The following is a 24,419-nucleotide window of genomic DNA, read 5'->3' as shown; positions in this document are numbered from 1 at the left end:
CGTTATCCTTTGAATGCCTGCAGGATGTCATACAGGCGTTTGTTCTGTTGGGGGTTGCGGATCTGCTGGCCGTCGAAGTCCACGTTGGCGGTGATGCCGTGCATCAGGGCGCGCAGCCAGTCGGTATACCACTGCCGGTCGTAGGGCGCTTCCACTTCACCGATGAGCGGTTCGCCCACGGGATCGCTGACGGCCGGGAAAAGGACCACGGGCTTGTCCCGGAAGATGATGGTGCGTTCCTGCTCGCTGTGATGGCGCGGGTCGAAGCCCAGCCAGTCCACGAAGGCGTTGATGGCGTCGGCGGCCAGACTGGCCTGTTTCCAGAGCAGGCGCTCCCGTTCGAGGTTGCTGTAGGCGGAGCAGGCACGCAGATCCTCTTCCATCTGCTGGCGCACCCGGCAGCGCTGGGCCGAGAGCAGCAGCTCATGGCAGAACTGGTCCAGCTCGCGCGCGGGCATGGCAAAGAAGGTGCGCGTCTCCGCATCGGCCGCGAACTGGCGGACCTGTTCCACCCAGGCATCGAACACGGCTTCGGCCAGTTCGGCCGCGCTGTCCTTGCCTGTGACGGGTGCTGTGCCGGGCATCTCGGTGGCCACAGGGGCTTCATCACCGAAAAGGTCGTCCAAAATGTCCTGTTGCGAGACGCGTACACCGATGGAGGCAGGCGCGGCCCCGCCGTTTTCCGCTTCAGGCATGGCGGAGGTGACCTGCGCACACAGGGCGTACAGATCGTGATCGCTGACCTGCAGGCGGTGGAGCATCTCGCCAAAAGTCTGGCTTTGGGCCACGCGGGCCAGCAAAACGGCCAGATTGCGGGCCAGGGTCTCTTTCTGGCGGCGCAGTTCCTCGCGGTCGTCGCTCTGGTAGTAGACGCCCAGCGCCGTCAGGACGCGTTCGGCCTGTTCGTCCAGCCCCACACCGATCTGATGCCGCTTGAGCTCGGGATTGCAGAGGGGGTGCAGACGCTGGCGCAGCAGGCTGATACCGCCGTCATTGAGCGTCATGGCCGCCTGCCAGACGGCTTCGGGGTCGTCCACATGGCGACGCACCAGCGGCGAATCCACAAAAGCCCGGCGCACTTCTTCCACATAGGCAATCTGGTCGGGACGGACGCCGCTCTCGTTGCCCTGGGCATCGAAGGTGAAGATGGCCTCGCAACGGAAATTGGGGTTGCGCAGCAGGAAGATGTTGCGGAAGGGATGCGCGCCGTCCCAGTTGGTGGGCCAGTCATGCTGCTTGCCGAAAAAGTCCAGCAGGGAGGACTGAAGGCGCGTGTTCCAGCGCTGTTCCACGGAAGGCGAACCGGCTTTTTTCTCGAACTCCATATCCATCTTGGTGAGCACGAAGAACAGTGAGGGCACCTTGCCGGCACGATGGGCCGGGTTCTCGCCGTGGGTGGAGCAGATCCAGTCGTACACGGCGCGGGGCAGATCCTGCACCTCCTGGTTGCCGGGGCCGATGCAGAGCAGCATGCTGGTCAGTTCGTGCTCTTCGCAATAGCGCTCGAAAAGATAGGCCACCTTGCCGCGCAGGAAAAGGTTCTGCAGCGCGCCTTCGCGTTCCAGCTCCTTGTCCAGGTCCAGGATCTTGAGGCGGGAGCGATAGCCCGGAAAGTCCAGCAGGTCCGTGTAGGAGAAGAAGTCGTCCGGCTGTTCCCGCATGAAGATGGTAATCTCCGCCGTCAGGGCAGTAACCACGGCACGGGGCAGGGCGGCCTTGCGTCCGTCCTTGCCCAGCAGGGTCAGGCGGTCTTCCGCACTGTTGGTCCCCAGCCCGGCCAGCAGGGCCACGTCGATGATGCTGGTCTGGCGCGGCAGCAGGGCCTCCAGCGGGCAGTCGGCCTCGGCCGGGTTGCCCAGGGCCTCCAGCGCCTGGCAGAGCTCGAGGAAGAGCTGCTGGAATTTGGGCTGGTTGTTCCAGATGATGCCGAAAAGTTCCGCCCGGTAGCTCAGGGGCAGCAGGGGGGCCAGGCTGACGGCCTGTGCCCAGTACCCCTGTTGCAGCATCTGGACGCGCGGCTTGGAGAGGAAGTTGCGGTTGAGGTATTCGCGCAGGTCTTCCACGTCATCGGCGGTGACGCTGCTGGCGCCGGGCGAAGACTGGCGGGCCGTCTGGGTCAGGCGCTCGAGGGCGGAGCGCATGGCGTCGGCATCGGGCATCTGCTTGTGTTCGCAGTCGGCATAATAGGTATTGGCCAGCACGCGGACCACGTCCATCTCGGAGAGCAGGCGCAGCCGGATGGGGAAGTCCGGCGTCAGCCCTTGGGGCGGCGTGGTGGTGAAGCGGGTCACCAGCCCGGTGGATTCCTTGCCGCCTTCGGGATTGATCTCGGTGATGAAATCCGACGTCCGGCCGCAGAAGTCCGCCAGCAGATCGCCGCGGCTGTCGCGGGCCAGAGCCGAGATGAGGTAGGATTTGCCGGACTGGCTGGGGCCGAAGACGCCCACACACATCTTGCGGCGGGCGGCCTGTTCGCACTTGCCGAAAAAGCGGGCGGCCCGGCGCATCTCTTTTTGCAGCGTGGTGCATTCGCTGCCCACGGTCTCGCGATTGTCGGCCAGCCAGGTGGCGGCATGGCGCGACTGTTCCGCCAGACGGGCACAGCGCGCTGCCAGCTGAATGTCTTGTTCCTGCATGATGATGCTCCTGTCTGTCCGTCGCTAGTTGGCGGCGTTCACGACGCCGGTATCCAGCCAGTAGCCTTCGTCCGTGGGCAGGGTCTGCAGACGGATCTCCAGATCCCGGGGCGAGACGAAGTTGCCGGCATTGTCCGTGATGGCGGTGATGCTGAATTCCCCTTCGCTGCGTTCTTCCCGCTCGCCGTTGCTGACGGGCATGTCCTCATCGTCCAGCATCTCGGCCACGTTGAGGGTGACGTCCACCTTGTAGGGCAGACGGCCCGAGGCGCGGGCGCGGGCGTCTTCACTGGCGAAGGTCAGCAGGTGGTAGCGGGTGGCGGGCCAGCGTTCGGCCCCCAGCTGGCGGTAGCCGATGCCGAGCTGGCCGTTGAAGGCCACGGTGCGGTTCAGCTCCACACCGCTTTTGGCGTCCACATCCACCTTGAACCAGACCTTGGGGGCGCGCAATTGGGTATTGATGTCCAGCTCGCCGATATAGCGGGCGGTGGAGGTCAGACGCAGCGCGTTGGAATCGAAGGAGAAGCCTTCGATATGCCCTTCGGCCAGGGCGCAGAGGATGGCGCCCACGACCACGGTGGTCTTGGGGTCCTGGATGCGGCCCAGCGTATCGGGGAAAGGATACCAGCTGCCCACATGATAGCGGCGCATGGGGATGATGCGGTCCGGCGGCACGGGCAGCTTGGCCATGACCGTGGAGGCGACCACCTTCCAGGCGCTGGGGCGGCCCGTCAGCAGCAGCATGTCGGTATCGTACAGGTGCACCAGCTCGCAGAGGGCCGAGAGCGTGGGGGCCAGGGTCCGCTGGATGGTGGCCTGGAGTTTTTGCGGGCTGACCGTGATGGGCACATCCATGATGGAAAAGTCATCCAGACCGGGCACCGTGTCGCGCACCAGGGCCGTCACGGCATCCAGGGTGGACTGCTGCGGGCGCAGGGCCAGGATGGCGGGGCGGAACGTGCCGTTCTCCGCCGGGGCCTCTTCTTCCCCGGTCCGGCCGTTTGCCGGGGCGTCGCCCACGGCAGGCTCGAAAAAGTCCCCCAGGGTGCAGGTCTGGTCCAGATGGACGTCGCTGTCCTGCTCGCACACGCGCAGCAAACCCAGGGCCACAGGCAGGGCCACCTGCCGTACCAGGCGGATACGGGTGTTGCGCTGCTCCTGCGACATGCCGATGGTATCGCGGCCGAAAAGCTGGGCCAGCAGCAGGCGCGGCTCCTGGACGCCCCGGGCCTGCAGGGCATCGGAAACGGCCGGGATGACGTGCTGGAGCACCACTTCGCGGGCCACTTCGTCACCGGCGATGTTGAAGCCGTCGCGGAACTCGGTATGCGGCACGATGCGGGCCGTGTCGCCCTCGCCGCTGGCCAGCTCGTAGGTGGTGATGGACAGGTCCGTGGTGCCGCCGCCGATGTCGATGGACGCGATGCGCACGCAGGGATGATCGCTGTAGCGGGCGCGCTTTTTGCCCATCAGGCGGAACAGGTGGTGGGCGTCCCCGTGCTGTTTGACGGTAAGCTCGTTGTAGAGCAGCACCAGCTGGGAGCAGCTGGCCTCGTCCCAGTCACAGCGCACCAGCGGGCTGGTGCGGTAATCCCCGGACCGGATTCTGTTCTGCTGCTGCGGCGGCACATACCACTCCGACCAGCCGAGGCCTTCCCAGATGACCTTGACGGCCCAGAGCACCCACCGCCGGAAGATGCGTTTTTCCGCCACGGGCATGGCCGTGGGTACGGTGAAGATGAGGCGGCGCAGACGCCGGGGCAGGTTGGGCAGCCGTCCCCGGGCACGGGTGGCGGGCGAATTGATGGTGATGAGCGTCTGGGTGAGGATCTCGCCCAGCATGAACATCATCAGCGAGGAGCGCGTGAACAGGGACTCGAACACCGGTTCGGGCTGCTGCTTCTTCAGGGAAGGGCTGCGGCGGAACAGGGGATCGTCAAAGCAGGAGAGCGGCGTGCCCTGCGGATTGAGCTGGCGGGCGAACAAGCCGCGGTTGACCATGGGCTCGGTGTTGCCGCTGGTGTTGTAGCGCCAGGTCTGCTGCCACGGACGCTCGTCCCACAGGTAGCGCTTGGGGCTGGACATGCCGGTGGTGCCTTCCGCGCAGACGGCCTGCGTGGCCAGACGTGCCGCCTCGGGACCGATGCGCACGGCCGAGGGCCAGGCAAAGGCCGGGGTCTGGCGGCCGGAGCGGCGGCTCAGGGTATCGTTGCCGAAGGTGGCGTCCACGAATTCCACCCGGGTCTCGAACGGATCGGCGTATTCCAGATCGGGCTGGCTCAAATCGCGCAGGCGCAGCACGTAGCTCTGGTTGAGGTCGGTGCTGCACTGGGGCGGTGTTTCCACCAGGATGCCCGTGGTGCGGGAATTGCCGATGTCCAGGATCAGGTCCACGTCCACCGGCGTGTCCCGGGCAGGGTTGATGACCTGCACGGCCACGTCCTTGACGGCCAGACGCACGATGTCCAGCCAGGTGAGATAGCTGGCCAGATGCTTGAGCACATAGGGGTCTTCCTCGCCCCAGGCCGCGCCGCGGCGCTTGCCCTGGTTGCGTGCCGTGTATAGTTCCAGCAGCCACTGGTCCACCCAGGCCTCGTTGAGGAACCAGGAATTGTCCCGCACATGGTGGGCCAGCATGAAGTGCCCGTGGGCGCTGACATCCTGGGGAGACAGGGCGTGATAGCGGTCCTCGCCGGCGGGGCGCTCTTCCACGGTGGTGTCGAAGATGATGACCACGCGCAGCATGTTCGGGTCCTTGCTGGAAGGCATGACCCGGGCCCGGGCCCAGTTGGAGGGGCCGCATTCGAAGCATTTGCCGCCGTCGGGCCAGCACTGTTCCAGCGTGCGCAGGAAGGGCACGGGCAGCCACTGGCCGTCCCATGTCTTGAGCTCTTTGGCGGCCTGCATGGAATAGGTGTCCCCCGTGTATTCCTTGCCGGTCAGCTGGTCGGTGAAGACGTTGTCGCGGTTCTCCAGACAGTGGAGGAAATGCGTATAGCGGCCGCCGCTGCCTTCTCCCTTGAGCTCTTCATAGAAATAGCGGACGTGCTTGCCCAGGGCTTCCAGCGGCAGGGCAAAGTCCAGGAACTGGGGACATCCGCCGGGGATGATGCTCACGGGCGAAAGGTAGTGGGGAATGGCATCCATGCTTATTTCCTCTTGAAGTCAGCTTTCCAGCGCAGGTTGCGCTTGCTCTGTTCCACGCCCTGGCAGCGGGTGCTCTTGTCGTTGCCGGTGCACTGTACCTGCTGGGGCACATACTGGTTGCCCTTGGGGCAGGGGGCCGACCCGGCCCGCCAGACAAGGCGGTTGCCCTCGAACTTGGCCGTGGCCGGGCCGCTGCAGACCTGGCCGTTCTCTTCGCGCACGAAGCGCCGTCCCTGGCCTTTCTTGTCGAAGCAGTACTCGGCGATGATGGGCGTATTGGACGGATGCGAGAACAGGCCCGTATCGCTCTGCCAGCAGCCTTCCAGGAAGCTCAGGTCGTTCTTTTTGGCCGCATCGGCGGGGATGTTCAGATCCTCGTTCTTGCGGGGCTTGGGCTTCGGTTCGGGCTTGGGTTCCGGTTTGGGCTCAGGCTTGGGCTTTGGTTCCGGCTTGGGCTCGGGCGCAGGCTCGATAGGTTTGTCAGGCACCAGCTGGGGCGTGACCACTTCAGGATCGGGCTTTGGCGGCTCCGGCTTCGGTTCCGGCTTGGGCTGCGGCGGTTTGCAGAGCAGGGCTTTTTCCCGCAGCTGGCGCAGCAGCTCTTCCAGCTCGTTACGCTGCTTTTCCGCTGCCTGGGTGGCCTGATCGAGACGGGGATCGACTGCCGGTTTGAGGCAGGATGCGGGCAGGGGAGAGGGCAGGATGCCCAGGGCCGCCAGCAGCAGCCAGAGCAGGAGCAGGGCCAGCAGGAGCGGCAGCAGCCAGCCAAGGCAGCCGCTGCCGGCAGCGGCCACAGGCACGGCAGCCGCAGCCACGGGGGCCGCCGCGGCTGCCACGGGGATGGCGCCGCCCATACGGCTGAGATCCTGGGGCATGGCGCCGACGGCTCCCGGAGCAAAGCCCCAGTTCACCAGGACGGGCTGGCCGTCCACGGACCAGAGATCGTCTTCATGGGGGTGTTGCAGGACCAGGGCGAGCATCTGGCCGGCAAGGGCCTCGCGGCTTTGGGCGTCCTTTCCCCATTGTTCCGACAGCTGCAGGATGTCCCGGGCCAGTTCACCGGCGCGGGCCCGCAGGCGCTCCGCCTCTTCGGCAGGGAGCGCGCTCACCGGGGTGGCGGTCCCGTTCACGCCGGCGTACCAGTCGATGCGCTGTTGGCCGGGATCGTGCTGGGGCTCGGCGATGAGGGCCGCATGGGCCGGGCTCAGGTGCTGGGCGATGATGCTGCAGACCTGGGCGTGGCAGTCTGTGGCGAAGATGCCCTGGCTGGCCAGGGCGCGCATGGCGTTGCGCTGGCTGGTAAGCAGGAAAACGCTCATGGTCTCACCCCTTTCTGGCCATCGGCCTTTTCGTCTTGTGCCTGAGCGGCGGCAGGCGTTGCCGTGGCCTGGGAGAATCCGATGCCGATCTCCCGCAAATAGGCGGTGATGCTGCTGCCCACGATGGCGATGCTGGACTGGCGGTAGGAGGCATCATCGAGTTTGATGAAGGTATTGATGCCCACCACCTGGCCCTGTTCATTGACCAGAGGGCCGCCGCTGTTGCCTTGCGAGACCGTGGCCGTATGCACGACCAGCGGGGGGGTGCGTTCCAGGATGACGCTGACCACGCCTTCCGTATACACCACCTCGGGCACGGCGGAATCGTTGCCCTGCAGCAGGGCCATGAATTTGGGATCGTCGTTGGTCACGGCGCCGGGGAAGCCCCAGGCGCTGACACGCTGGGTACGTTCCACACCGGGGGCGAATTCCAGCGGCGTGATGGCCGCATCGGCAGGCAGCTCCAACAGGGCGAAGTCCCGGCCGCCATCCGCGCTGCGATGTCGCACGGTGGCCTGCAGGACACCGCCTGTGGCCTTGTTGATGAGGAAGGCCTGGCCGGCATTGCCCACCACATGGGCATTGCTCAGCACATGGCGGCGGGAGATAAAAAAGCCGGATCCCATGGACAGGCCCTGCGGCTGCCGGGCCAGCACGAGGACAGTGCCCTGTTCCAGCAGCTGGGCCATGCTGCCGGGACGGGCAGGGGCCTTTTGCGGCGTGACCGGCGTGCTTTGGGGCGTCACATCGGACGGGATCTGCAGGGGCTCGCCGGAGCGGCCGCCGGGCACAACGCCGGGGACGGCGTCAGGAGGGGGCGGCAGCTGCGCCAGTTTTTCCTTGATGACGCAGGGCTCTTCCTTGAGCAGGGCCCGCAGCTGGGCCAGATAGGCGTCCATCTCGGCATTTTGGGCCAGCTGGGCGTTCAGGGCGGCTTCCTGGGCCTGTTTTTCCGCTTCGGCGGCCTGCCATTGCTTCCAGAACAGCCAGCCGAGCAGGGCCAGGACCAGCAGGAACAGCACGATGCCCCAGAACAGGGGACGGCGGTACCAGGGAACAGGGACCGGGGCGCCCCGGGGGGCGTCCGGATTGCCGGAGGGATCTCCACCGCCGGCGGTGTGTGCGGTGTCGGCGGTATCGGGACGGGGGACATCAGCGGTGTTTTTGCCGGGATCGTCAGCCATGGGGGTATGCTCCGAAAAAAGGGCGCACTTCTCGTGGGAAAGAAGCGCGCCCTGCTGTTACAGCATCAGATTGTTGACGGTCTGCTCGTACGTGGCCAGACGCATGTCCACGTCCTGGCGGGTACTTTCCAGCTCGCGGCGGGAATTGTTCCAGGCCTTCTTTTCCTTGCGGGGGGCCTGCTGGCGTTGGGAGACCTGCCCCTTGGCCTGAGCCTGGGCCAGGGTCTTCTGGTATTCGGCATCACGCTCGATGACATGGTCGGAGGTGAGCTTCAGGATGCGGGACGTTTCTTCGAGACCGCTGCGGATCTCCATGTAGCGGTCCTGGAAATCCTGCCGGGTGATGGCCCCGGCCTTGTACTGGGCCGCGGCCTTCTTGAACTGTTCGTCATAGCAGCGGGCCGAAAGACGGGCGGCGGCAGTGGCGCGATCCATGCCTGCGCTGTCCTCGCCCAGTTGGGCGGCATAGCTGGCCAGCAGCCTGCGGTCGTTCTCCCGCTGCTGGGACTTGCCGTAGATGTTCCCGCCCACGGCGCCAGCCGCACCACCGGCCACGGCACCAGCCAGGGCGCCTTCCACCTTGCCGGTGGCCAGGCCGCCGATGAGGGCACCCAGCAGGGCGCCGCCCGCGGCGCCTCCCGCCGTGCTGTTGGTGACCCTGTCTTCATCGGCCCGCAGCTGGGCCACGGGGGAGTAGCACTGGGGATAATAGTTGACTTGTGTCGTCTGCGCGCCGTATTTGCTGGCGCAGCCGCCGAGCAGGGCGATGCACGCCACTGTCACGACCAGAAGTCTGAGATGACGCTTGACCATGTGGATCTCCTTGGCTGGATGCATGGTGTCTCGCTCTTTCCATAATATGCCTTTGCCGGGGAGCAAGTCAAATAGCGAGCCCTGACGGAAGGTACGGGGCACGGCTGATTTGCCCTTTTTGCATATTTGGTGTATACTCAATGATGGTAGTGAGAACGCCATTTTAGTGGATGCGTTCTGTAACCTCTTTTCGGGAGAAGCCTTATGAAAAAAGTTCTCAGTCTTGTCCTGGCCGCTGGTCTGCTGCTGGCCGCCTCGCTGGCCAATGCCGACACCAAACGCCTGACCCTGGCCACCGGCGGGACCTCCGGGGTGTACTTCCCCCTGGGCGGTGCCATTGCCCAGGTGATCACCAATAAGAGCGGCGGCGCCATCTCCGTGACGGCCCAGGCTACCGGTGCTTCCGGTGAGAACATGCGTCTGGTCCAGGCTGGTGACGTGGACTTCGCCATGGTGCAGAACGACGTCGCCGACTCCGCCTTCAACGGCCTGGCTCCCTTCCGCAGCAAGCTGGACAACGTGCGCGTCATCGGCCGCCTGTATCCTGAATACCTGCATGTGGTGGCCAGCAAGGACAGCGGCGTGAAGGCTCTCGAAGATTTCAAGGGCAAGAAGGTCTCCGTGGGTGCCCGCGGCAGCGGCAACGAAGTGAACTGCCGTCAGATCTTCGGCTTCTACGGCCTGGATTACAAGAACATCGAGCCCATCTTCCTGCCCTACGGTGAAACTGCCGACCAGTTCAAGGACCGTCAGGTGGACGGCTTCGTGTTCACCATCGGTACGCCCAACCCCGCCATCCAGGACATCACCACCGCTCAGGAAGTGGTCTTCGTGCCCCTGGCCGGCCAGAAGGTCGACGAGATCGTCAAGAAGTTCCCCTACCTGGTGAAGGACTCCATCCCGGCCGGTACCTACCTGGGCCAGAAGGACGCCGTGCCCACCCTGTCCGTGCAGTGCATCCTGGTGGCCAACAAGAACATGCCTGACGACGTGGCCTACACCCTGACCAAGACCCTGTATGACAACCTGCCCGACGTGGCCAAGGCTCATAACAAGGGTGCCGAGATCTCTCTGGAACACGCCGCTGACGGTGTGACCATCCCCTTCCATCCTGGTGCTATCAAGTACTTCAAGGAAAAGGGCCTGGACATCAAGTAGGCTGAGTTCTCAGGCAACAATCAGTTGATTCGGGACTTATGATGATGCGGCGCAATACCATTGCTTTTTTGCTGGTCATGCTGGTCTGTATGACAGGCGTGCTGTGGGTTGCGCCGCATCTTTTTTCCAGTGTGCAGGCGCAGGACGTGCAACGCCTGGTGCTGCGCGACAGCAGCGGCAGGGAACTTTTCAGCCGGCCCGCACCGGACGGCAGCGAGTTTGCCATTCGTTACAGGCATTCCGTCGCTCTGAGTCCGGTGGAGGACTGGTTCAGTGTCAGCGGGGGCTGCATTTATCTGGAAAAAACGGTTTATCAGGATTTCGGGGCCGGACTGCCGCATCAGCCGGGCCCGGGACAGCGGATGTATACGGAAAACGGAAAAGTTGTCATCAGCGGCTATCATATGGCCCTGCCTTCCTTTGATGTGCGCGTGGGACGTGTGGCGAACCACACCCTGCTGCTGCCTGAAGAGGGCGGGGGACAAAAGGAGATCCCGCTGAATTCCCTGCTGGAACCGGGACAAGCCATTACCCTTACAGTCGTTTTACCCTGATAATTTTTGGACATTGACTTGGCGTGAAAGGACACGCCCGCATACTTACACAGGACATGAGAGGATGAGCCACGAAAAAAGAATGCATATGATCGATGAACAAGGGGCAGGGGGATTTGCCCTGGAAGAAGGCCACAAACTGGATTCCAGTGCTGTGGAGAAGATCCAGGAGACCGTGGACGTCTCCGAGATCGTTGCCAAGTACGACAAGGAATCCGTTTACCGCTCCTTCAAGGGGTGGCTCGATATTTTTATCAAGATCCTTTGTATCGCCTTTTCCGCTTTTCATCTGTACACGGCCGCCACGACGCCCTTTGCGCCCCAGATCCAGCGCGCGGTGCATCTGGGCTTTGTGCTGACCCTGATCTATCTGCTGTATCCTGCCCGCGCCACGGGCAACATGAACAAGCTGGCCTGGTATGACGCCATCCTGGCCATCGCCGGGGCCGTGGTCTGCGGCTACATCGTCTGGCAGTATGACATCATTGTGCTGGATGCCGGTCCGGCCACCGAGCTGGACTTCATCATGGGCTGTGCGTCCATCCTGCTGGTGCTGGAGGCGACCCGCCGTATCGTGGGCATCCCCATCACCCTGGTGGCCGTGGTCTTCCTGCTGTACGCCAAGTTCGGCAACCTGATCCCCGGCATGCTGGGGCACCCCGGTTTCTCCGTGCAGCGTATCGTCTCGCACATGTATCTGACCACGGAAGGCCTGTTCGGCATGCCTCTGGGCGTGTCGGCCTCCTTCGTCTTCCTGTTCATCCTGTTCGGTGCCTTCCTGCACAGCACCGGTCTGGGCAAGTTCTTCATCGACCTGGCCCTGGCCGCTGCCGGCCGCTACGTGGGCGGCCCCGCCAAGGTGGCCGTGCTGGCCAGTGGTTTCTTCGGTACCATTTCCGGTTCTTCCGTGGCCAATACGGTGTCCACGGGTACCTTCACCATCCCGCTCATGAAGAGCGTGGGCTATCGCGGTGCCTTTGCCGGCGCCGTGGAAGCCGCCTCGTCCACCGGTGGCCAGATCATGCCGCCCATCATGGGGGCTGCGGCCTTCATCATGGCCCAGTTCCTGGGCGTCGGTTACGTGGAGATCGCCAAGGCGGCCCTGGTGCCCGCCCTGCTGTATTACCTGGCCGTGGGCTTCATGGTGCACATGGAAGCCAAGCGCCTGGGCCTCAAGGGCATCCCCAAGGAACGCCTGCCCCGCACCTGGGTGGTGCTGCGTCAGGGCGGTTACCTGCTGATCCCCATCATCGTGCTGATCTACATGCTGATGCAGGGCTACACGCCGCTCAAGGCCGCCTACTACTGCATCGTGACCACCGTGGTCATCTCCCTGGTGGCGGAAAACTGGAAGACCTGGCATGGTGCCCGTTACAGCAATGAAAATGTGATGAGCGCTCTGGCCCAGACCAACTTCCTGTCCCTCAAGGGCGTCCTGCAGGCCATGGAAAACGGTGGTCGTCTGGCCCTGGGTGTGGCTGCCGCCTGCGCCTGCACCGGCTTCGTCATCGGCGTGGTGACCCTGACCGGTCTTGGCCTGAAGCTGGCCAACGCCATCCTGACCATCTCGGCCGACAGCTTTGCCCTGACCCTGCTGCTGACCATGCTGGCCTCCATCGTTCTGGGCATGGGCCTGCCCACCACGGCCAAGTACATCGTGCTGGCCACCATCGCGGCCCCGGCCATCATGCACTTTGGCGTGCCTGCCATGGCGGCGCACCTCTTCATCCTGTACTTCGGCATCCTGGCCGACCTGACGCCCCCTGTGGCACTGGCCGCCTATGCCGCGGCAGGGATCGCGCGATCAGAGCCGAACGCCACAGGCTTCATGGCGGTCAAGCTGGCTTTGGCCGGCTTCCTGATCCCCTACATCTTCTGTTACAACCCCGGCCTGCTGATGATCGGTGCCTCCGGTTGGGAAGTGCTCTTCTACGCTTCCACCGCGGCGCTGGGCATCGCCAGCCTGTCCTTTGCCAGCGTGGGTTACTGGCTGCGTAACCTCTACTGGTGGGAGCGCCTGATCCTGCTGGCGGGCGCCATCACCCTGATCACTCCTGGTGCCATTACCGACGCCATCGGTTGCGGCCTGCTGGTCGTGATCTACATCAGCCAGAAGATGCTGACCTCGGGCCCTGTGAGCAAGACTGCTGGATAAGGGCTGCGATAAAGCAGACAACAAAAAAGGCCGGTTCATCCGGCCTTTTTTGTTGTCGTCTGCCGATATCGTGTTGAGGTAAGGAAAGGACAGCTACGGCTGCCATGCGCTATGACTCAGACAGCCATGAAGGAAGCACAAGGCCGGTACGGTGCGTCTGGAATGCCGAAGCGACCGAGAGGGAGCTCCTTTTCAATGCCTGTCGTCTTGTCTTTTTTCTTTTGGATCCCGTCCCGGCATCAGGCACCAGACGGCGAGGCCCCCCAGGGCGAACAAGGTCAGGTCCCGGTGAGGGAAGGCTGCCAGCGCCAGAAGTATCAGGATGCCCAGCAGGCATAACCGGCAGGCGCCGCGCACCGCCATGCGCAGGAGCAGGAGGAGGGCGGCTATGCCCAGCAGGGGCGGCAGCCAGTCCAGCTCCGGAGGTAAGGGAGGAAGATGGAAGATATGGGGAAGGTGCATGGGCCACGATAGGAAAAAAGCAGGTTCTCGACAATGGGGCCATTGTCAGAGGAAAAATCATGCTCATATATAAGGAGGCATGACTGCCGGAAAAAATCGTCGGACCGCCTGCACTGGCTGGCCGGCTGGAAAATAGAGCGTCGAAGGACGCGCAGGAGATGCAATGAGCACACTCACCCCGCGTGAAATCGTGGCAGAACTGGATAAATTTGTGGTGGGACAGGAACAGGCCAAGCGCATGGTCGCTGTTGCTGTCCGTAACCGCTGGCGTCGTCAGCATCTTCCTGAGGAGCTGCGTGATGAGGTCGCTCCCAAGAACATCATCATGATGGGCCCCACCGGTGTGGGCAAAACCGAGATAGCCCGCCGTCTGGCAAAGCTGAGCGGAGCTCCCTTCATCAAGGTCGAGGCCACCAAGTTCACGGAAGTGGGCTATGTGGGCCGCGATGTGGAATCCATGGTGCGCGATCTTATGGAGATCGGCATCAACCTTGTGCGGGAAGAGGAAAATGCCCGGGTCCGGGCCGCTGCCGAAGCTGCCGCGGAGTCCCGTCTGCTGGATCTGCTGCTGCCCAATTCCTTTGGCGGGGACCGCAACGATACCCGCGAAAAACTGCGCCAGCAGTTCCGCCTTGGCTTCATGGACGACCGCGAAGTGGAAGTCGAAGTGACCGAGCAGCCTGCCCAGGGCATGGACATGTTCGCCATCCCCGGCATGGAACAGATGGGCAACCAGGTGCGGGACATGTTCAGCAAGGCCTTCCCGCCGCGCCGCAACCGTCGCAAGATGAAGGTCCGCGAGGCCTATAACGTGCTGATCCAGGAAGAATCCGGCAAACTGGTGGATCAGGAAGCTCTGGTGGACAAGGCTCGCGAGCGCGTGGAGCAGATGGGCATCATCTTCATCGACGAGATCGACAAGATCGCCAGCTCTTCCCAGAACCGCACGTCCGACATTTCGCGCGAAGGCGTGCAGCGTGACCTGCTGCCCATCGTGGAAGGCTCGGCGGTCAACACCAAGTACGGCATGGTGCGTACGGATCATATCCTGTTCATCGCGGCCGGGGCTTTCCATTTCAGCAAGCCTTCCGACATGATCCCCGAACTGCAGGGACGTTTCCCCCTGCGAGTGGAACTCAATGCCCTGGGCAAGGATGAATTCCTGCGCATCCTGACGGAACCCCATAATGCCCTGACGCGGCAGTATGCGGCCCTGCTGGGGACAGAGCAGATTCGCCTGCAGTTCTCGGAAGACGGCATCGAAGAGATCGCCGCTTTTGCGGAAGAGATCAATGCCACCAGCGAGAACATCGGTGCCCGCCGCCTGTACACCATCATGGAAAAGATCCTGGCGGACATCTCTTTTGACGCGCCGGACATGCCCGGTGCGCAGATCGTGGTCAACCGGGCCTATGTGCAGGAACACCTGCGCGATGTCCGGGAAGATCAGGATCTGAGCCAGTATATCTTGTAACTATCTGATCCCGTTGCCCCGCAGGGGCAGGACAGGGAAGGGCCCGTCGCTCGCGATGGGCCCTTTTTTATTGATATTTTGCCGGGGTCTTTTTTTACGAGGAGGGTGTCTTGAAAAATAGATATAGATAATCTTATATAGCCTCAAAAAACTGTCTGCAGATTTCACCTTCTGGAAGGGACGTGCCCCATAGGCAGGCCATATGCGGACATTTTGCGAGGTATCGCCATGAAGAGGATCGTGTGGTTGCTGTGGGCATTGCTGCTGGTACTGCCTGCTCAGGGCTGGGCAGCGGGCAATATGCAAAACGAGAGTTTTGCCAAAGCCAAACGGCTGCTGGAGCAGAAAGTTTACTATGATCACCGTCAGACGCTCTATTGCGGGGCTGCTTTCGATGAACACAAGCAGATCCGGCTGCCGCGGGGATTCACGGCAGACAAGCACCGGAAGCGCTCCTCACGGGTAGAGTGGGAGCACGTTGTCCCTGCCGAAAATTTCGGCAGGGCATTCCCGGAGTGGCGGGAAGGTCATGCCCTTTGCGTGGATCGTAAGGGCAAAGCCTTCAAAGGACGGGCGTGCGCGGAAAAGGTCAATGCCGATTACCGTCGCATGCAGGCCGACATGTATAACCTGTACCCTGCCATAGGTTCGGTCAATGCGGTACGCTCCAACAAAAATTTCCAGATGCTGGGGCCTGACGTCCCTTCGGCCTTTGGTTCCTGCCCCATGAAGATCAGCGGCAACAAGGTGGAGCCGCCGGAGCGGGCACGCGGGCAGATCGCACGCTCCAGCCTGTATATGGCTGACAGTTATGGCGAGCATTATCGTCTGAGCCGTCAGCAACAGCAGCTCATGCAGGCCTGGGCGCGACAATATCCCGTGGACGCCTGGGAGTGCCGTCGGGCAAGCCGCATCGAGCGCCTGCAGGGCAATGAGAACAGGTTCGTCAAGGAGTCCTGCTTGTCTGCGGGCCTTTGGCCGGAGCAGGAGACAGCGTTTTTTCTGGAAGACGCTGAAGGCATTTTTTGAAGAAATGCAGGCAACAGGACGCAAAAAACTTGACGAAGGCACCTATCGCCTGTAATCTCTAAACGCTTTGTGGGCTTCTGGCCTGCGGCTATGCCGGGATGGTGGAATTGGTAAACGCAACGGACTCAAAATCCGTCGGTGGCAACACCTTGCGAGTTCGAGTCTCGCTCCCGGTACCATAAAAAAGATCAAGGGTTTACGGTTCGTCCGTGAACCCTTTTTTTTGTGCCAAAATTCCAGGCCTAAGTCCGTGCGCATACATTTGCGGGAATGGATGGGCCGGGCACCCTGCGGCGCACGGAGTGCAAGATGAAGGAGACGTTCAACTAGACCTCCTTCCGTCTGGGCGGTTTTGACCTCTCGCCAGCCAGTCACCTGCAAGAGCGGCTTCAGGTAGGCCCAAGCTCGTGTCAGACGCAAAAAGCCCCCGTTCCGTAGTGGAGCGGGGGCTTTTGTATGCCGCTTGTAAACTCCAGCTTAGGAGGCGGTCTGCAATTCCGTTTCGGATGACTGGCACCGGCATGACGGACTCAACGTCCCGTCATTGCACACGACGCGCCCCTGATAGCACTGCCCGGATACGCCTCCATGCCACGAGCAGCAGCCACGCTGCGCACTCAGGATCCCTGCCAGCGGGTCGTCATCTCTGTACGAGAGATCGGAGCCACATTGCGCGGGCTGGGTTTGGGGCATGTCCCCTGCTTCTTCCGCCCATGCCGGCAGAGCAAAGAGCATCCCTGACAGGGCTACTGCACCCAGGATCTTCCAATACATCGTTTTCATCTCCCCCTCCTTTTGCCGCCCCGTCTGCTGGCAGGACTGCCTTTGTGAAAGTTGATGAGCAGCTTTTAAATATAGATTATTAGATATATTGTCACGCAAGCTTTGGTGGAACAACGAGGCTGGGGGAGGGAGAAGGGCAATGAGGCAGGAAAAAGAGAAAGAGGGGAGCCCTTTCCATTTTGGGCAGGGCTCGATGGAGAAAAATTGAAAGGACGCAGGATGCCCGCATACCGCAGAAACGATATGCAGATATTCTTATCTATGTGATATAAAACTATTTTTATACGGACTCAAAATCCGCCTGTGGAACACCTTAACCAAGGCGAAAGAAAGCCCGCTTTTTTTGAACATCTGGTATGTGTTCAAACATAAATAACGGCCCTCGTCCTGTCGGGACGAGGGCCGTTGTTTGTGCAAAGCTGGGGAGTGCAGCGGCTAGAAATCAGTGGGGAAGAGCTTGCTGTCGGCAGGCTTGAGATTGTCCTTCAGCATCTTCTTACCGGCATCGAGGGAAGCGCCCATGATGGTGATGACGCTGCCGAGCTTGCCGTTGGCACTGAAATAGCTGACGCCCTTGACCTGCTCTTTGGAGAATTCTCCCACATAGGAATCGCCGGAAGCCACAGGTTCGGAGGTCGTGAAACCGGCAGCCTTCATATTGGCAATGGTCTGGATCGCGAGATCTTTGGCGGAAAGCGGGACAGGCGTGACAGCCACAGTGATGACGGTCTGTTCGGCGGCGTTCTGGAGGATGGCCATGGTCGCGCCCTGGGCAGACTGCACAGGCTGGGGTTGCGTCCAGCCGGAGGGAAGGTTCAGCGTAAAGTGGTCGGTCGTTACTTCATCAGCCAGTGCTGCGGATGCGCAGAGAAGGATACCCAGGAGACAGGTTGCCGTGAGCGTCAGGACTTTCTGCATATGATCCTCCCTAAGAGTTTGAAAAAGGCTAAACGTTTCTTGGTAGATAGGCAACAGGCAGAAGAGAGTCTCCGGGGGCGTTTTTGGGGAGCAGGCTGTCCGGATGAATATGACATCTAAAATAGGCGAGACCTTGCTGGTCGCCCGCTGGGGACGTGCCCTCACGCTCTGGTACGGGTCTTACAGAGAACATGCCTGGACCGCTTACTTGTTTCTGCATGCGGGACGGGCAGCCTATCCGTGGGAGACCACAAGAGGGCTCACCTCATGCTTTTTTAAGGAAAGATGGCAGGTCCGCGCGAAGTCGGCCTTGCCGGTTGTTTCTGTTTGTCGCGCAAATTCGCAACGAAGGAAGGATCTTATCCGGGCAGACTTCCGGGGTGAGCGGATACTCTTGTCCCGTTTTGAACAACGTTGTTTATTTGTCGTATCCCCTTGCTAAGTTTTTGTTTCGGTGCTACGGTTTCATAAAATATTTTTTGTGGGGCGCCTTGTTTCAGGAACGCTTCACAGAAAAAACGTGCCGGAGCTCGCAGCCGTCAGGCAAGCACTCCCTCCGGCATGTTCCCTGTTTCATCCTGACCCAGGAGAGGAAGCCTATGAGCTACACACGAAGGGGATTCCTGAAACTGGCAGGCGTGAGTGCACTCTGTCTCTCGCTCAGCCAGTTCGGTTTCAACCTCGGCGAGGCCCAGGCCTATGCCGGGAGTCTCAAGATAGAAGGCGCGAAGGAAGTCATCACGATTTGTCCGTTCTGCGCCGTCTGCTGTCAGGTCATCGCTTACGTGCGCGACGGCAAGCTCGTCAGTACGGAAGGCGACCCTGACTTCCCTGTCAACGAAGGTGCCTTGTGTGCCAAGGGCGCAGCCCTGTTCTCCATGTACACGAACCCGCACCGCCTCACCAAGCCTTTGTACCGGGCGCCCTACAGTGAAAAGTGGGAAGAGAAGGACTGGGGATGGATGCTGGAAAAGATCGCCCGTCGCGTGAAGGATACGCGTGACAAGGATCTTATCCTCAAAAACAGCAAAGGCCAGACGGTCAACCGTCTGGAAAGCATTTTCATGATGGGCACCTCGCATGCCTCCAACGAGGAATGCGCCGTTATCCATCAAGCCATGCGCGGCCTGGGTGTTGTCCAGATGGACCACCAGGCCCGGGTCTGACACAGCCCCACTGTTGCGGCTCTGGCAGAGTCGTTCGGACGCGGTGCTATGACCAACCACTGGATCGACATCAAGAATGCCGACGTGGTTCTTATTATCGGCAGCAATGCCGCTGAACATCATCCTGTTTCGTTCAAATGGATCATGCGGGCCAAGGACAACGGTGCGGCGCTTATCCACGTCGACCCCAAGTTCTCCCGTACGTCCGCCCGTTGCGATTATCATGTGCCGCTGCGCTCCGGTACGGATATCGCGTTCCTGGGCGGTATGGTCAACTATATCCTGGAATCGAACAGCTATTTCCACGATTACGTCGTCAACTATACCAACGCCTCGTTCATCGTCGGCAAGGGCTATGACTTCAAGGATGGCCTTTTCAGCGGCTATGACGCCAAGGCGCGCAAGTATGACCAGAGCAAGTGGGGCTTTGAAAAGGGCCCGGACGGCGCTCCGCTGCGTGACGCCACGCTGAAGCACGAACGCTGCGTCTTCAACCTGATGAAGAAGCACTATTCGCGTTACACCCTGAAGAACGTCTCCGACATCACGGGTGTTTCCGAAGAGAACCTGCTCAAGGTCTACAAGCAGTTCTGTGCCACCGGCAAGCCCGACAAGGCCGGCACCATCCTGTATGCCCTGGGCTGGACCCAGCATACCGTGGGTGTGCAGAACATCCGCTGCTCCACGCTGGTGCAGCTGCTGCTGGGCAACATCGGTGTGGCCGGCGGCGGCATCAACGCCCTGCGTGGCGAGCCCAACGTGCAGGGCTCCACGGACCATGCCCTGCTGTACCATGTGCTGCCCGGCTATATCGGCCTGCCGCTGGCTCCCTGGCAGACCCTGGCCCAGTTCAACAAGGCCAATACCCCGGTCACCAAGATCCCCAACAGTGCCAACTGGTGGGGCAACCGGCCCAAGTACTTCGCCAGCCTGCTCAAGGGCTGGTACGGTGAAGAGGCGAAACCGGAAAATGACTTCTGCTACGGCCTGCTGCCCAAGGGCGAGCCCGGAGCGGACTACTCGTACATGTATGTCATGGACAAGATGTATCAGGGCAAGATCAAGGGTGGTTTTGTCTTCGGCGTCAACCCCATGAACAGCTTCCCCAACACCAACAAGATGCGCAAGGCTCTGGACAATCTGGACTGGATGGTCTGCGCCGAGCTGCACAATTCCGAAACCACGGACAACTGGCACCGTCCCGGCGTCGACCCCAAGAAGATGAAGACCGAAGTCTTCCTGCTGCCGTCGGCGCATCGTGTGGAAAAGGCCGGTACCATCAGCAACAGCGGCCGCTGGCTGCTGTGGTTCGACAAGGCCGTGGAACCCGCCGGTGAAGCCCGCAACTTCGCCGACATGTTCGTGCCGCTGATCAACAAGCTGCGCGAGCTGTACAAGGCCGAGGGCGGCAAGCTGCCCGAAGCCCTGCTGAAGATGAACTGGCCCGAAAAGTACGACCCCGAAGAATGGACCCGCCGCATCAACGGCTTCTTCTGGGCCGATACCAAGATCGGCAACCGCCTGTACAAGAAGGGCGACCTGGTCCCGGCGTTCGGCAACCTGCAGGCCGACGGCTCCACCTCGTCCCTCAACTGGCTGTACACCGGCAGCTATACGGAGGATGAAGGCAACAAGTCCAAGCGGCGCGACCCGACCCAGACGCCCATGCAGGCCGCCATCGGCCTGTATCCCAACTGGTCGTGGTGCTGGCCGGTCAACCGGCGCATCCTGTACAACCGCGCTTCCGTGGACCTGAACGGCAAGCCCTACAACCCCAAGAAGGCCGTTATCGAATGGGACGGCAAGAAGTGGGTGGGCGACGTGCCGGACGGCCCCTGGGCGCCGCAGGCCGATACCAAGAACGGCAAGCTGGCCTACATCATGACGACGGACGGTTACGCCCAGCTGTACGGCCCCGGCCGTCTGGACGGCCCGTTCCCCGAGCATTACGAACCGGCGGAAACGCCCGTGGCGCAGCATCCCTTCTCCAAGCAGCTGAGCAGCCCGGTCTACAAGTTCCATACCAGTGATATGGACAAACTGGCCAAGGCTGCCGATCCCAAGTATCCCATCGTGCTGACGACCTACAGCATGACGGAACACTGGTGTGGCGGCGGTGAGACCCGCAACGTGCCCAACCTGCTTGAAGCCGAGCCCCAGCTCTACGTGGAGATGAGCCCCGAGCTGGCCAAGGAAAAGGGTATCGCCAACGGTGACGGCGTGATCGTGGAAAGCGCCCGCGGCAGGGTGGAAGCCATTGCCATGGTGACGGTCCGCATCCGTCCGTTCAAGGTCATGGGCAAGACAGTCCATCTGATCGGTATGCCCTTTGCTTATGGCTGGACGACGCCGAAATGCGGCGACTCCACCAACCGTCTGACCATTGTGGCCTGTGACCCCAACACGACCATCCCCGAAGCGAAGGCCTGTTGTGTGAACATCCGCAAGGCGGACAAGTTGACGGAAATTGCTTAACCAGCACCGGGCGTGCCCTTCGGGGCACGCCCCCCAAGGAGCAAAGATATGCCGAAAGCATTTTTAGTCGATACCACACGCTGCACGGCATGCCGCGGCTGTCAGCTTGCCTGCAAGGAATGGCACGATCTGCCCGCCAACGAGACCAAGCAGCGGGGGAGCCATCAGAATCCGCCGGATCTGAACCCCAACAACTACAAGATCGTTCGTTTCCACGAGCATCTGGACAAGCAGGGCAATGTGGTCTGGAACTTCTTCCCGGACCAGTGCCGCCACTGCGTCACGCCCATCTGCGTGGACGTGGCCGACATGGCCGTGCCCGGCGCCATGATCAAGGATCCCAAGACCGGTGCCGTGCTGGTGACCGACAAGATCAAGAAGCTCAGCGAGCAGGACATGGCAGACGTCATCCATGCCTGTCCGTACAATATCCCCAGGTATGACAAGGTCAAAAAGACCCTTGCCAAGTGCGACATGTGCGCCGACCGCGTCGCTGCCGGGATGCTGCCCGCCTGCGTCAAGACCTGCCCCACCGGGGCCATGGCCTTTGGCGAACGGGACGAGATCCTGGCCCTTGCCAAAAAGCGGCTGGAGGTCGTCAAAAAGACTCATCCCAAGGCATTCCTGGCAGATCCTGACGAAGTCAGCGTGATCTACCTGCTTGCGGAGGAAGCCGAGTTTTATCACGAATACGCGACCTTCGGCTAAATGTCGTTGCCTTCTCCCCGTTCCCACCCTCTCTCCGAAGCCCGCAGGCTTCGTTAGCCGGAGTATCCATGGCCGCATCCTGTCAAAGAGTGGAAGAAACCGTCAGCGGTATCCTTGCCCGCCGTCCTGTCCTGTCCCCTGTCCTGCAAGCCTTTGCCCCGCTGCTGGCTGCCCGGGCCGCGCTGCCCGAACAGCTCAAGCCCCTGCTGGAATCTGCCGGCATCCGTCTGCCCGAGATGCAGCGTGAGCGGGCCGCACAGGGCTATCCGCTGCTGGCGGAGATGTCGCTTGCCGGTATCGGGACAGCCCTCAGGGCCGCGGCCGAGACCCTGATCCCGCTGCTTGCGGCCCAGGATGTGGTCAGGCCGCATGAGGCGAAGCTGCGGGCGTTCTTCCTGGATGCTGCACAGGGGCCTGAGGCTCCGGTGGCCCTGGCGGAAGCCGTGCTCAATGAGACGGCCGAGAGTGCCGAAAGCGTGGGAAAGATAGCGGCGCATCTGGATATCCCTGTGCAGGTGCTGCTGTTCGCGTTCAGCTTTATGCTGGGGCCTGTCCTGCGGGCCCTGGTGGAGCTGTCGCCGCACGGGAACGGGAAGGAGGCTCCCTGGAACGTGGAAGGTGCCTGGCGGCAGGGCTATTGCCCTGTCTGCGGATCCGGGCCTTCCATAGCGTATCTGGACCGGCCTGTTTTTGATGAGAAAAACGCGTTCCTGGCGGGCGGTGGCGGCAAAAAGCACCTTCACTGTTCGCTGTGCGGCACGGACTGGACCTTCCGCCGAGGGGCTTGCCCCTTCTGCGGCGAAGAAGGGGCAGGTGTCATGGAGATCCTGAAAGAAGCGGGGAATGCCCTGGGCGAGCGCCTGGACTGGTGCACCCGCTGCAAGACCTACTGCCCGGCGGTGGACTTGCGTGAGCGCGATACGACGCCCGATCTGGACGTCCTGGCGCTGGGGATGCTCCATATGGATATGGTCGCGGCCAAAAAAGGCCTGCAGCCCATCCATCCCGCTTTCTGGAACACGTTTTAGCACGAGCTGCCGTGGCTGCCTTGCGGCCAGCGGTCACTACGAGGTAACGCATGAAACGAGCGCTCATTGCGATATGTATGCTGTCATTGATCGGCGGCGCGGCCACCTGGGCCGTGGCTGGCGACGCCAAGGCTCCGGACAAGCCCATCGAGCTCAAGAGCTCGGAGCATAAAAAGATGTGGGTGAAGTTCAACCACGCTACCCATGAGAGCGTGGAGTGCGACGTCTGTCATCACGCGGCCCCCTCTGATGCCAAGGATGCCTATGTGTCCTGTGGCGCAAGCGAGGAATGCCACTCCCTGAAGGGGACGCGGGAGCGTGATCCCCAGAGCCTGTTCTGGGCGTATCATACCAAGAATTCCGAGCGTTCCTGCTATGGCTGCCATACGGCCATGCTGGGACCGGGCTGCCGTCCGTGCCACATGCCTCCCCAGGGCGGCGGAGCCGAAGGAAAGTAAGTTACAGTCTGTCTGCTGCCCCGCAGGGAGAGATCCTGCGGGGCAGTTTTTTCTGGAGCCCGGACGGTTGCCGGGTGCGGGTATGCGCGCTTGATCGTTCCTTTTCGGAAGGTTTTTCCGGCCCATGCAGTTTACAGGGCTACAACAAGCGGGTATCTTTATACAATAGGTCCTTCGGCACGGCAGGCGGCCTGTCTGGTGTCCTTGCGTGCCTGGACTTTCGGATTTTGGCCTTTCCCGAAAGGCCGGAGAGGAAGCCCGCGGATGGTCGGGCAATATGCGGAAGAGCCGCAGGATTTTCAATGGAGACACGCATGCGGATCGGAAAGTGGGATCACGATGCCTTTGTGGCCGTGGTAAAGGATTTTCATGGCCATGTGGCCCCCGGGGTCATCATCGGCGGATATATGGTGGAAATGGCACGGCGTACCCTGCCGGAAGGCATCCTGTACGACGCCGTTTCGGAAACGGTCCAGTGTCTCCCGGATGCCATCCAGCTGCTGACCCCCTGCACGGTGGGCAACGGCTGGTTGAAGGTCTATCATTTTGGTATTTATGCCCTTTCCCTGTATGACAAATATACGGGGGAAGGGACGCGCGTCCGTCTCAACGTGGAGGCCCTGGATGCCTATCCGCATGTGCGGGCCTGGTTCCTCAAGGAAAAGCCCAAGCGTGAGCAGGAACCGGAACTGCTGCGTGAAGAGATCCGCACGGCCGGCATGGACCTGCTCCAGGCCGCCCCTGTGCGTATCCATCCTGACTTTTTGGTGAAGAAGGGGAAAGGCGTCGTGCGTCGTTGTCCGCGCTGCGGGGAATGGTATCCGGCAGTGCTGGGCGATCTGTGCCGTCGCTGTCAGGGGGATGGCCCCTACCTTGCCGGAAAGGAATAGCCCTGTCGTTCTGGGCCCACGGAAAGCATACCGCCGTGGGCCTTTTCTTTTCAGGAGAGAGC

At 61.7% G+C, this 24,419-nt stretch carries 17 protein-coding genes and 1 tRNA gene; 11 read left to right on the top strand and 7 right to left on the bottom strand.

Annotated features, from left to right (window positions below; translation table 11 throughout):
- Nucleotides 1–2: 2 nt before the first annotated feature.
- From ACQRAG_RS01355 to ACQRAG_RS01335, 5 genes are read right to left on the bottom strand one after another with little or no spacing between them, the layout of a single operon-like run.
- Nucleotides 3–2,636, bottom strand: coding sequence for a virulence factor SrfC family protein (locus ACQRAG_RS01355; RefSeq protein WP_427803750.1), 2,634 nt, complete (start codon nucleotides 2,634–2,636; stop codon nucleotides 3–5).
- A 24-nt stretch (nucleotides 2,637–2,660) separates the two neighbouring features.
- Nucleotides 2,661–5,783 carry a virulence factor SrfB gene (locus ACQRAG_RS01350; RefSeq protein ID WP_303877513.1) on the bottom strand — a complete coding sequence of 1,041 codons (3,123 nt, stop codon included), beginning with the start codon at nucleotides 5,781–5,783 and terminating at the stop codon, nucleotides 2,661–2,663.
- A 2-nt stretch (nucleotides 5,784–5,785) separates the two neighbouring features.
- Complete coding sequence (locus ACQRAG_RS01345) at nucleotides 5,786–7,102, bottom strand: SrfA family protein (protein WP_337382376.1); 1,317 nt, start codon at nucleotides 7,100–7,102, stop codon at nucleotides 5,786–5,788.
- Nucleotides 7,099–8,286, bottom strand: coding sequence for a S1 family peptidase (locus ACQRAG_RS01340; protein WP_427803749.1), 1,188 nt, complete (start codon nucleotides 8,284–8,286; stop codon nucleotides 7,099–7,101). Before ACQRAG_RS01340 ends, ACQRAG_RS01345 begins: the two co-directional genes overlap by 4 nt.
- A gap of 57 nt (nucleotides 8,287–8,343) precedes the next feature.
- Nucleotides 8,344–9,123 carry a glycine zipper domain-containing protein gene (locus ACQRAG_RS01335; RefSeq protein ID WP_204674882.1) on the bottom strand — a complete coding sequence of 260 codons (780 nt, stop codon included), beginning with the start codon at nucleotides 9,121–9,123 and terminating at the stop codon, nucleotides 8,344–8,346.
- A 180-nt stretch (nucleotides 9,124–9,303) separates the two neighbouring features.
- Between ACQRAG_RS01335 and ACQRAG_RS01330 the strand changes: the two genes are divergently transcribed.
- The 3 genes from ACQRAG_RS01330 to ACQRAG_RS01320 all read left to right on the top strand — a co-directional run bounded on the left by ACQRAG_RS01330 (nucleotide 9,304) and on the right by ACQRAG_RS01320 (nucleotide 12,966).
- The gene (locus tag ACQRAG_RS01330; protein ID WP_204674880.1) at nucleotides 9,304–10,257 is read left to right on the top strand and encodes a TAXI family TRAP transporter solute-binding subunit; all 954 of its coding nucleotides are present in this window, start codon (nucleotides 9,304–9,306) and stop codon (nucleotides 10,255–10,257) included.
- 41 nt (nucleotides 10,258–10,298) lie between these two features.
- On the top strand, nucleotides 10,299–10,811 hold the full coding sequence (locus ACQRAG_RS01325) for a DUF1850 domain-containing protein (RefSeq protein WP_239463912.1): 513 nt from the start codon (nucleotides 10,299–10,301) through the stop codon (nucleotides 10,809–10,811).
- Between the two features lie 88 nt (nucleotides 10,812–10,899).
- Nucleotides 10,900–12,966 (top strand): TRAP transporter permease, encoded by a 2,067-nt coding sequence (locus ACQRAG_RS01320; RefSeq protein WP_168935932.1) that lies wholly within the window; start codon nucleotides 10,900–10,902, stop codon nucleotides 12,964–12,966.
- Between the two features lie 192 nt (nucleotides 12,967–13,158).
- Here ACQRAG_RS01320 and ACQRAG_RS01315 read toward each other — a convergent pair whose 3' ends face one another.
- On the bottom strand, nucleotides 13,159–13,428 hold the full coding sequence (locus ACQRAG_RS01315) for a hypothetical protein (RefSeq protein ID WP_204626058.1): 270 nt from the start codon (nucleotides 13,426–13,428) through the stop codon (nucleotides 13,159–13,161).
- A 163-nt stretch (nucleotides 13,429–13,591) separates the two neighbouring features.
- On the opposite strand from ACQRAG_RS01315, the gene hslU reads away from it, so the two are divergent.
- The 3 genes from hslU to ACQRAG_RS01300 all read left to right on the top strand — a co-directional run bounded on the left by hslU (nucleotide 13,592) and on the right by ACQRAG_RS01300 (nucleotide 16,110).
- Nucleotides 13,592–14,902 (top strand): ATP-dependent protease ATPase subunit HslU, encoded by a 1,311-nt coding sequence (gene hslU, locus ACQRAG_RS01310; RefSeq protein ID WP_168935931.1) that lies wholly within the window; start codon nucleotides 13,592–13,594, stop codon nucleotides 14,900–14,902.
- Between the two features lie 228 nt (nucleotides 14,903–15,130).
- Nucleotides 15,131–15,931: an endonuclease gene (locus tag ACQRAG_RS01305; RefSeq protein ID WP_168935930.1), complete on the top strand. Its 801-nt coding sequence runs from the start codon at nucleotides 15,131–15,133 to the stop codon at nucleotides 15,929–15,931.
- A 92-nt stretch (nucleotides 15,932–16,023) separates the two neighbouring features.
- A tRNA-Leu gene (locus tag ACQRAG_RS01300) sits at nucleotides 16,024–16,110 on the top strand.
- 1,039 nt (nucleotides 16,111–17,149) lie between these two features.
- Here ACQRAG_RS01300 and ACQRAG_RS01295 read toward each other — a convergent pair.
- Nucleotides 17,150–17,632: a hypothetical protein gene (locus ACQRAG_RS01295; protein WP_427803748.1), complete on the bottom strand. Its 483-nt coding sequence runs from the start codon at nucleotides 17,630–17,632 to the stop codon at nucleotides 17,150–17,152.
- 599 nt (nucleotides 17,633–18,231) lie between these two features.
- Between ACQRAG_RS01295 and fdnG the strand changes: the two genes are divergently transcribed.
- The 5 genes from fdnG to ACQRAG_RS01270 all read left to right on the top strand — a co-directional run bounded on the left by fdnG (nucleotide 18,232) and on the right by ACQRAG_RS01270 (nucleotide 24,357).
- On the top strand, nucleotides 18,232–21,273 hold the full coding sequence (fdnG, locus tag ACQRAG_RS01290) for a formate dehydrogenase-N subunit alpha (RefSeq protein WP_168936422.1): 3,042 nt from the start codon (nucleotides 18,232–18,234) through the stop codon (nucleotides 21,271–21,273).
- Between the two features lie 48 nt (nucleotides 21,274–21,321).
- Nucleotides 21,322–21,981: a 4Fe-4S dicluster domain-containing protein gene (locus tag ACQRAG_RS01285; protein ID WP_168936421.1), complete on the top strand. Its 660-nt coding sequence runs from the start codon at nucleotides 21,322–21,324 to the stop codon at nucleotides 21,979–21,981.
- Between the two features lie 68 nt (nucleotides 21,982–22,049).
- Nucleotides 22,050–23,009, top strand: a complete 960-nt coding sequence (locus ACQRAG_RS01280) for a formate dehydrogenase accessory protein FdhE (protein ID WP_427803747.1) — start codon at nucleotides 22,050–22,052, stop codon at nucleotides 23,007–23,009.
- 77 nt (nucleotides 23,010–23,086) lie between these two features.
- Complete coding sequence (locus ACQRAG_RS01275; protein WP_168936419.1) at nucleotides 23,087–23,467, top strand: cytochrome c3 family protein; 381 nt, start codon at nucleotides 23,087–23,089, stop codon at nucleotides 23,465–23,467.
- Nucleotides 23,468–23,781: 314 nt separating this feature from the next.
- On the top strand, nucleotides 23,782–24,357 hold the full coding sequence (locus tag ACQRAG_RS01270) for an FmdE family protein (RefSeq protein ID WP_239465054.1): 576 nt from the start codon (nucleotides 23,782–23,784) through the stop codon (nucleotides 24,355–24,357).
- Nucleotides 24,358–24,419: the final 62 nt, after the last annotated feature.

The organism is Desulfovibrio sp. SGI.230 (genome assembly GCF_050313065.1).
In the GTDB taxonomy this organism is placed as follows: Bacteria; Desulfobacterota; Desulfovibrionia; order Desulfovibrionales; family Desulfovibrionaceae; genus Desulfovibrio.
The sequence above is the reverse complement of the archived record's forward strand: the minus strand, read 5'-3'. Positions and strand labels throughout refer to the sequence as shown.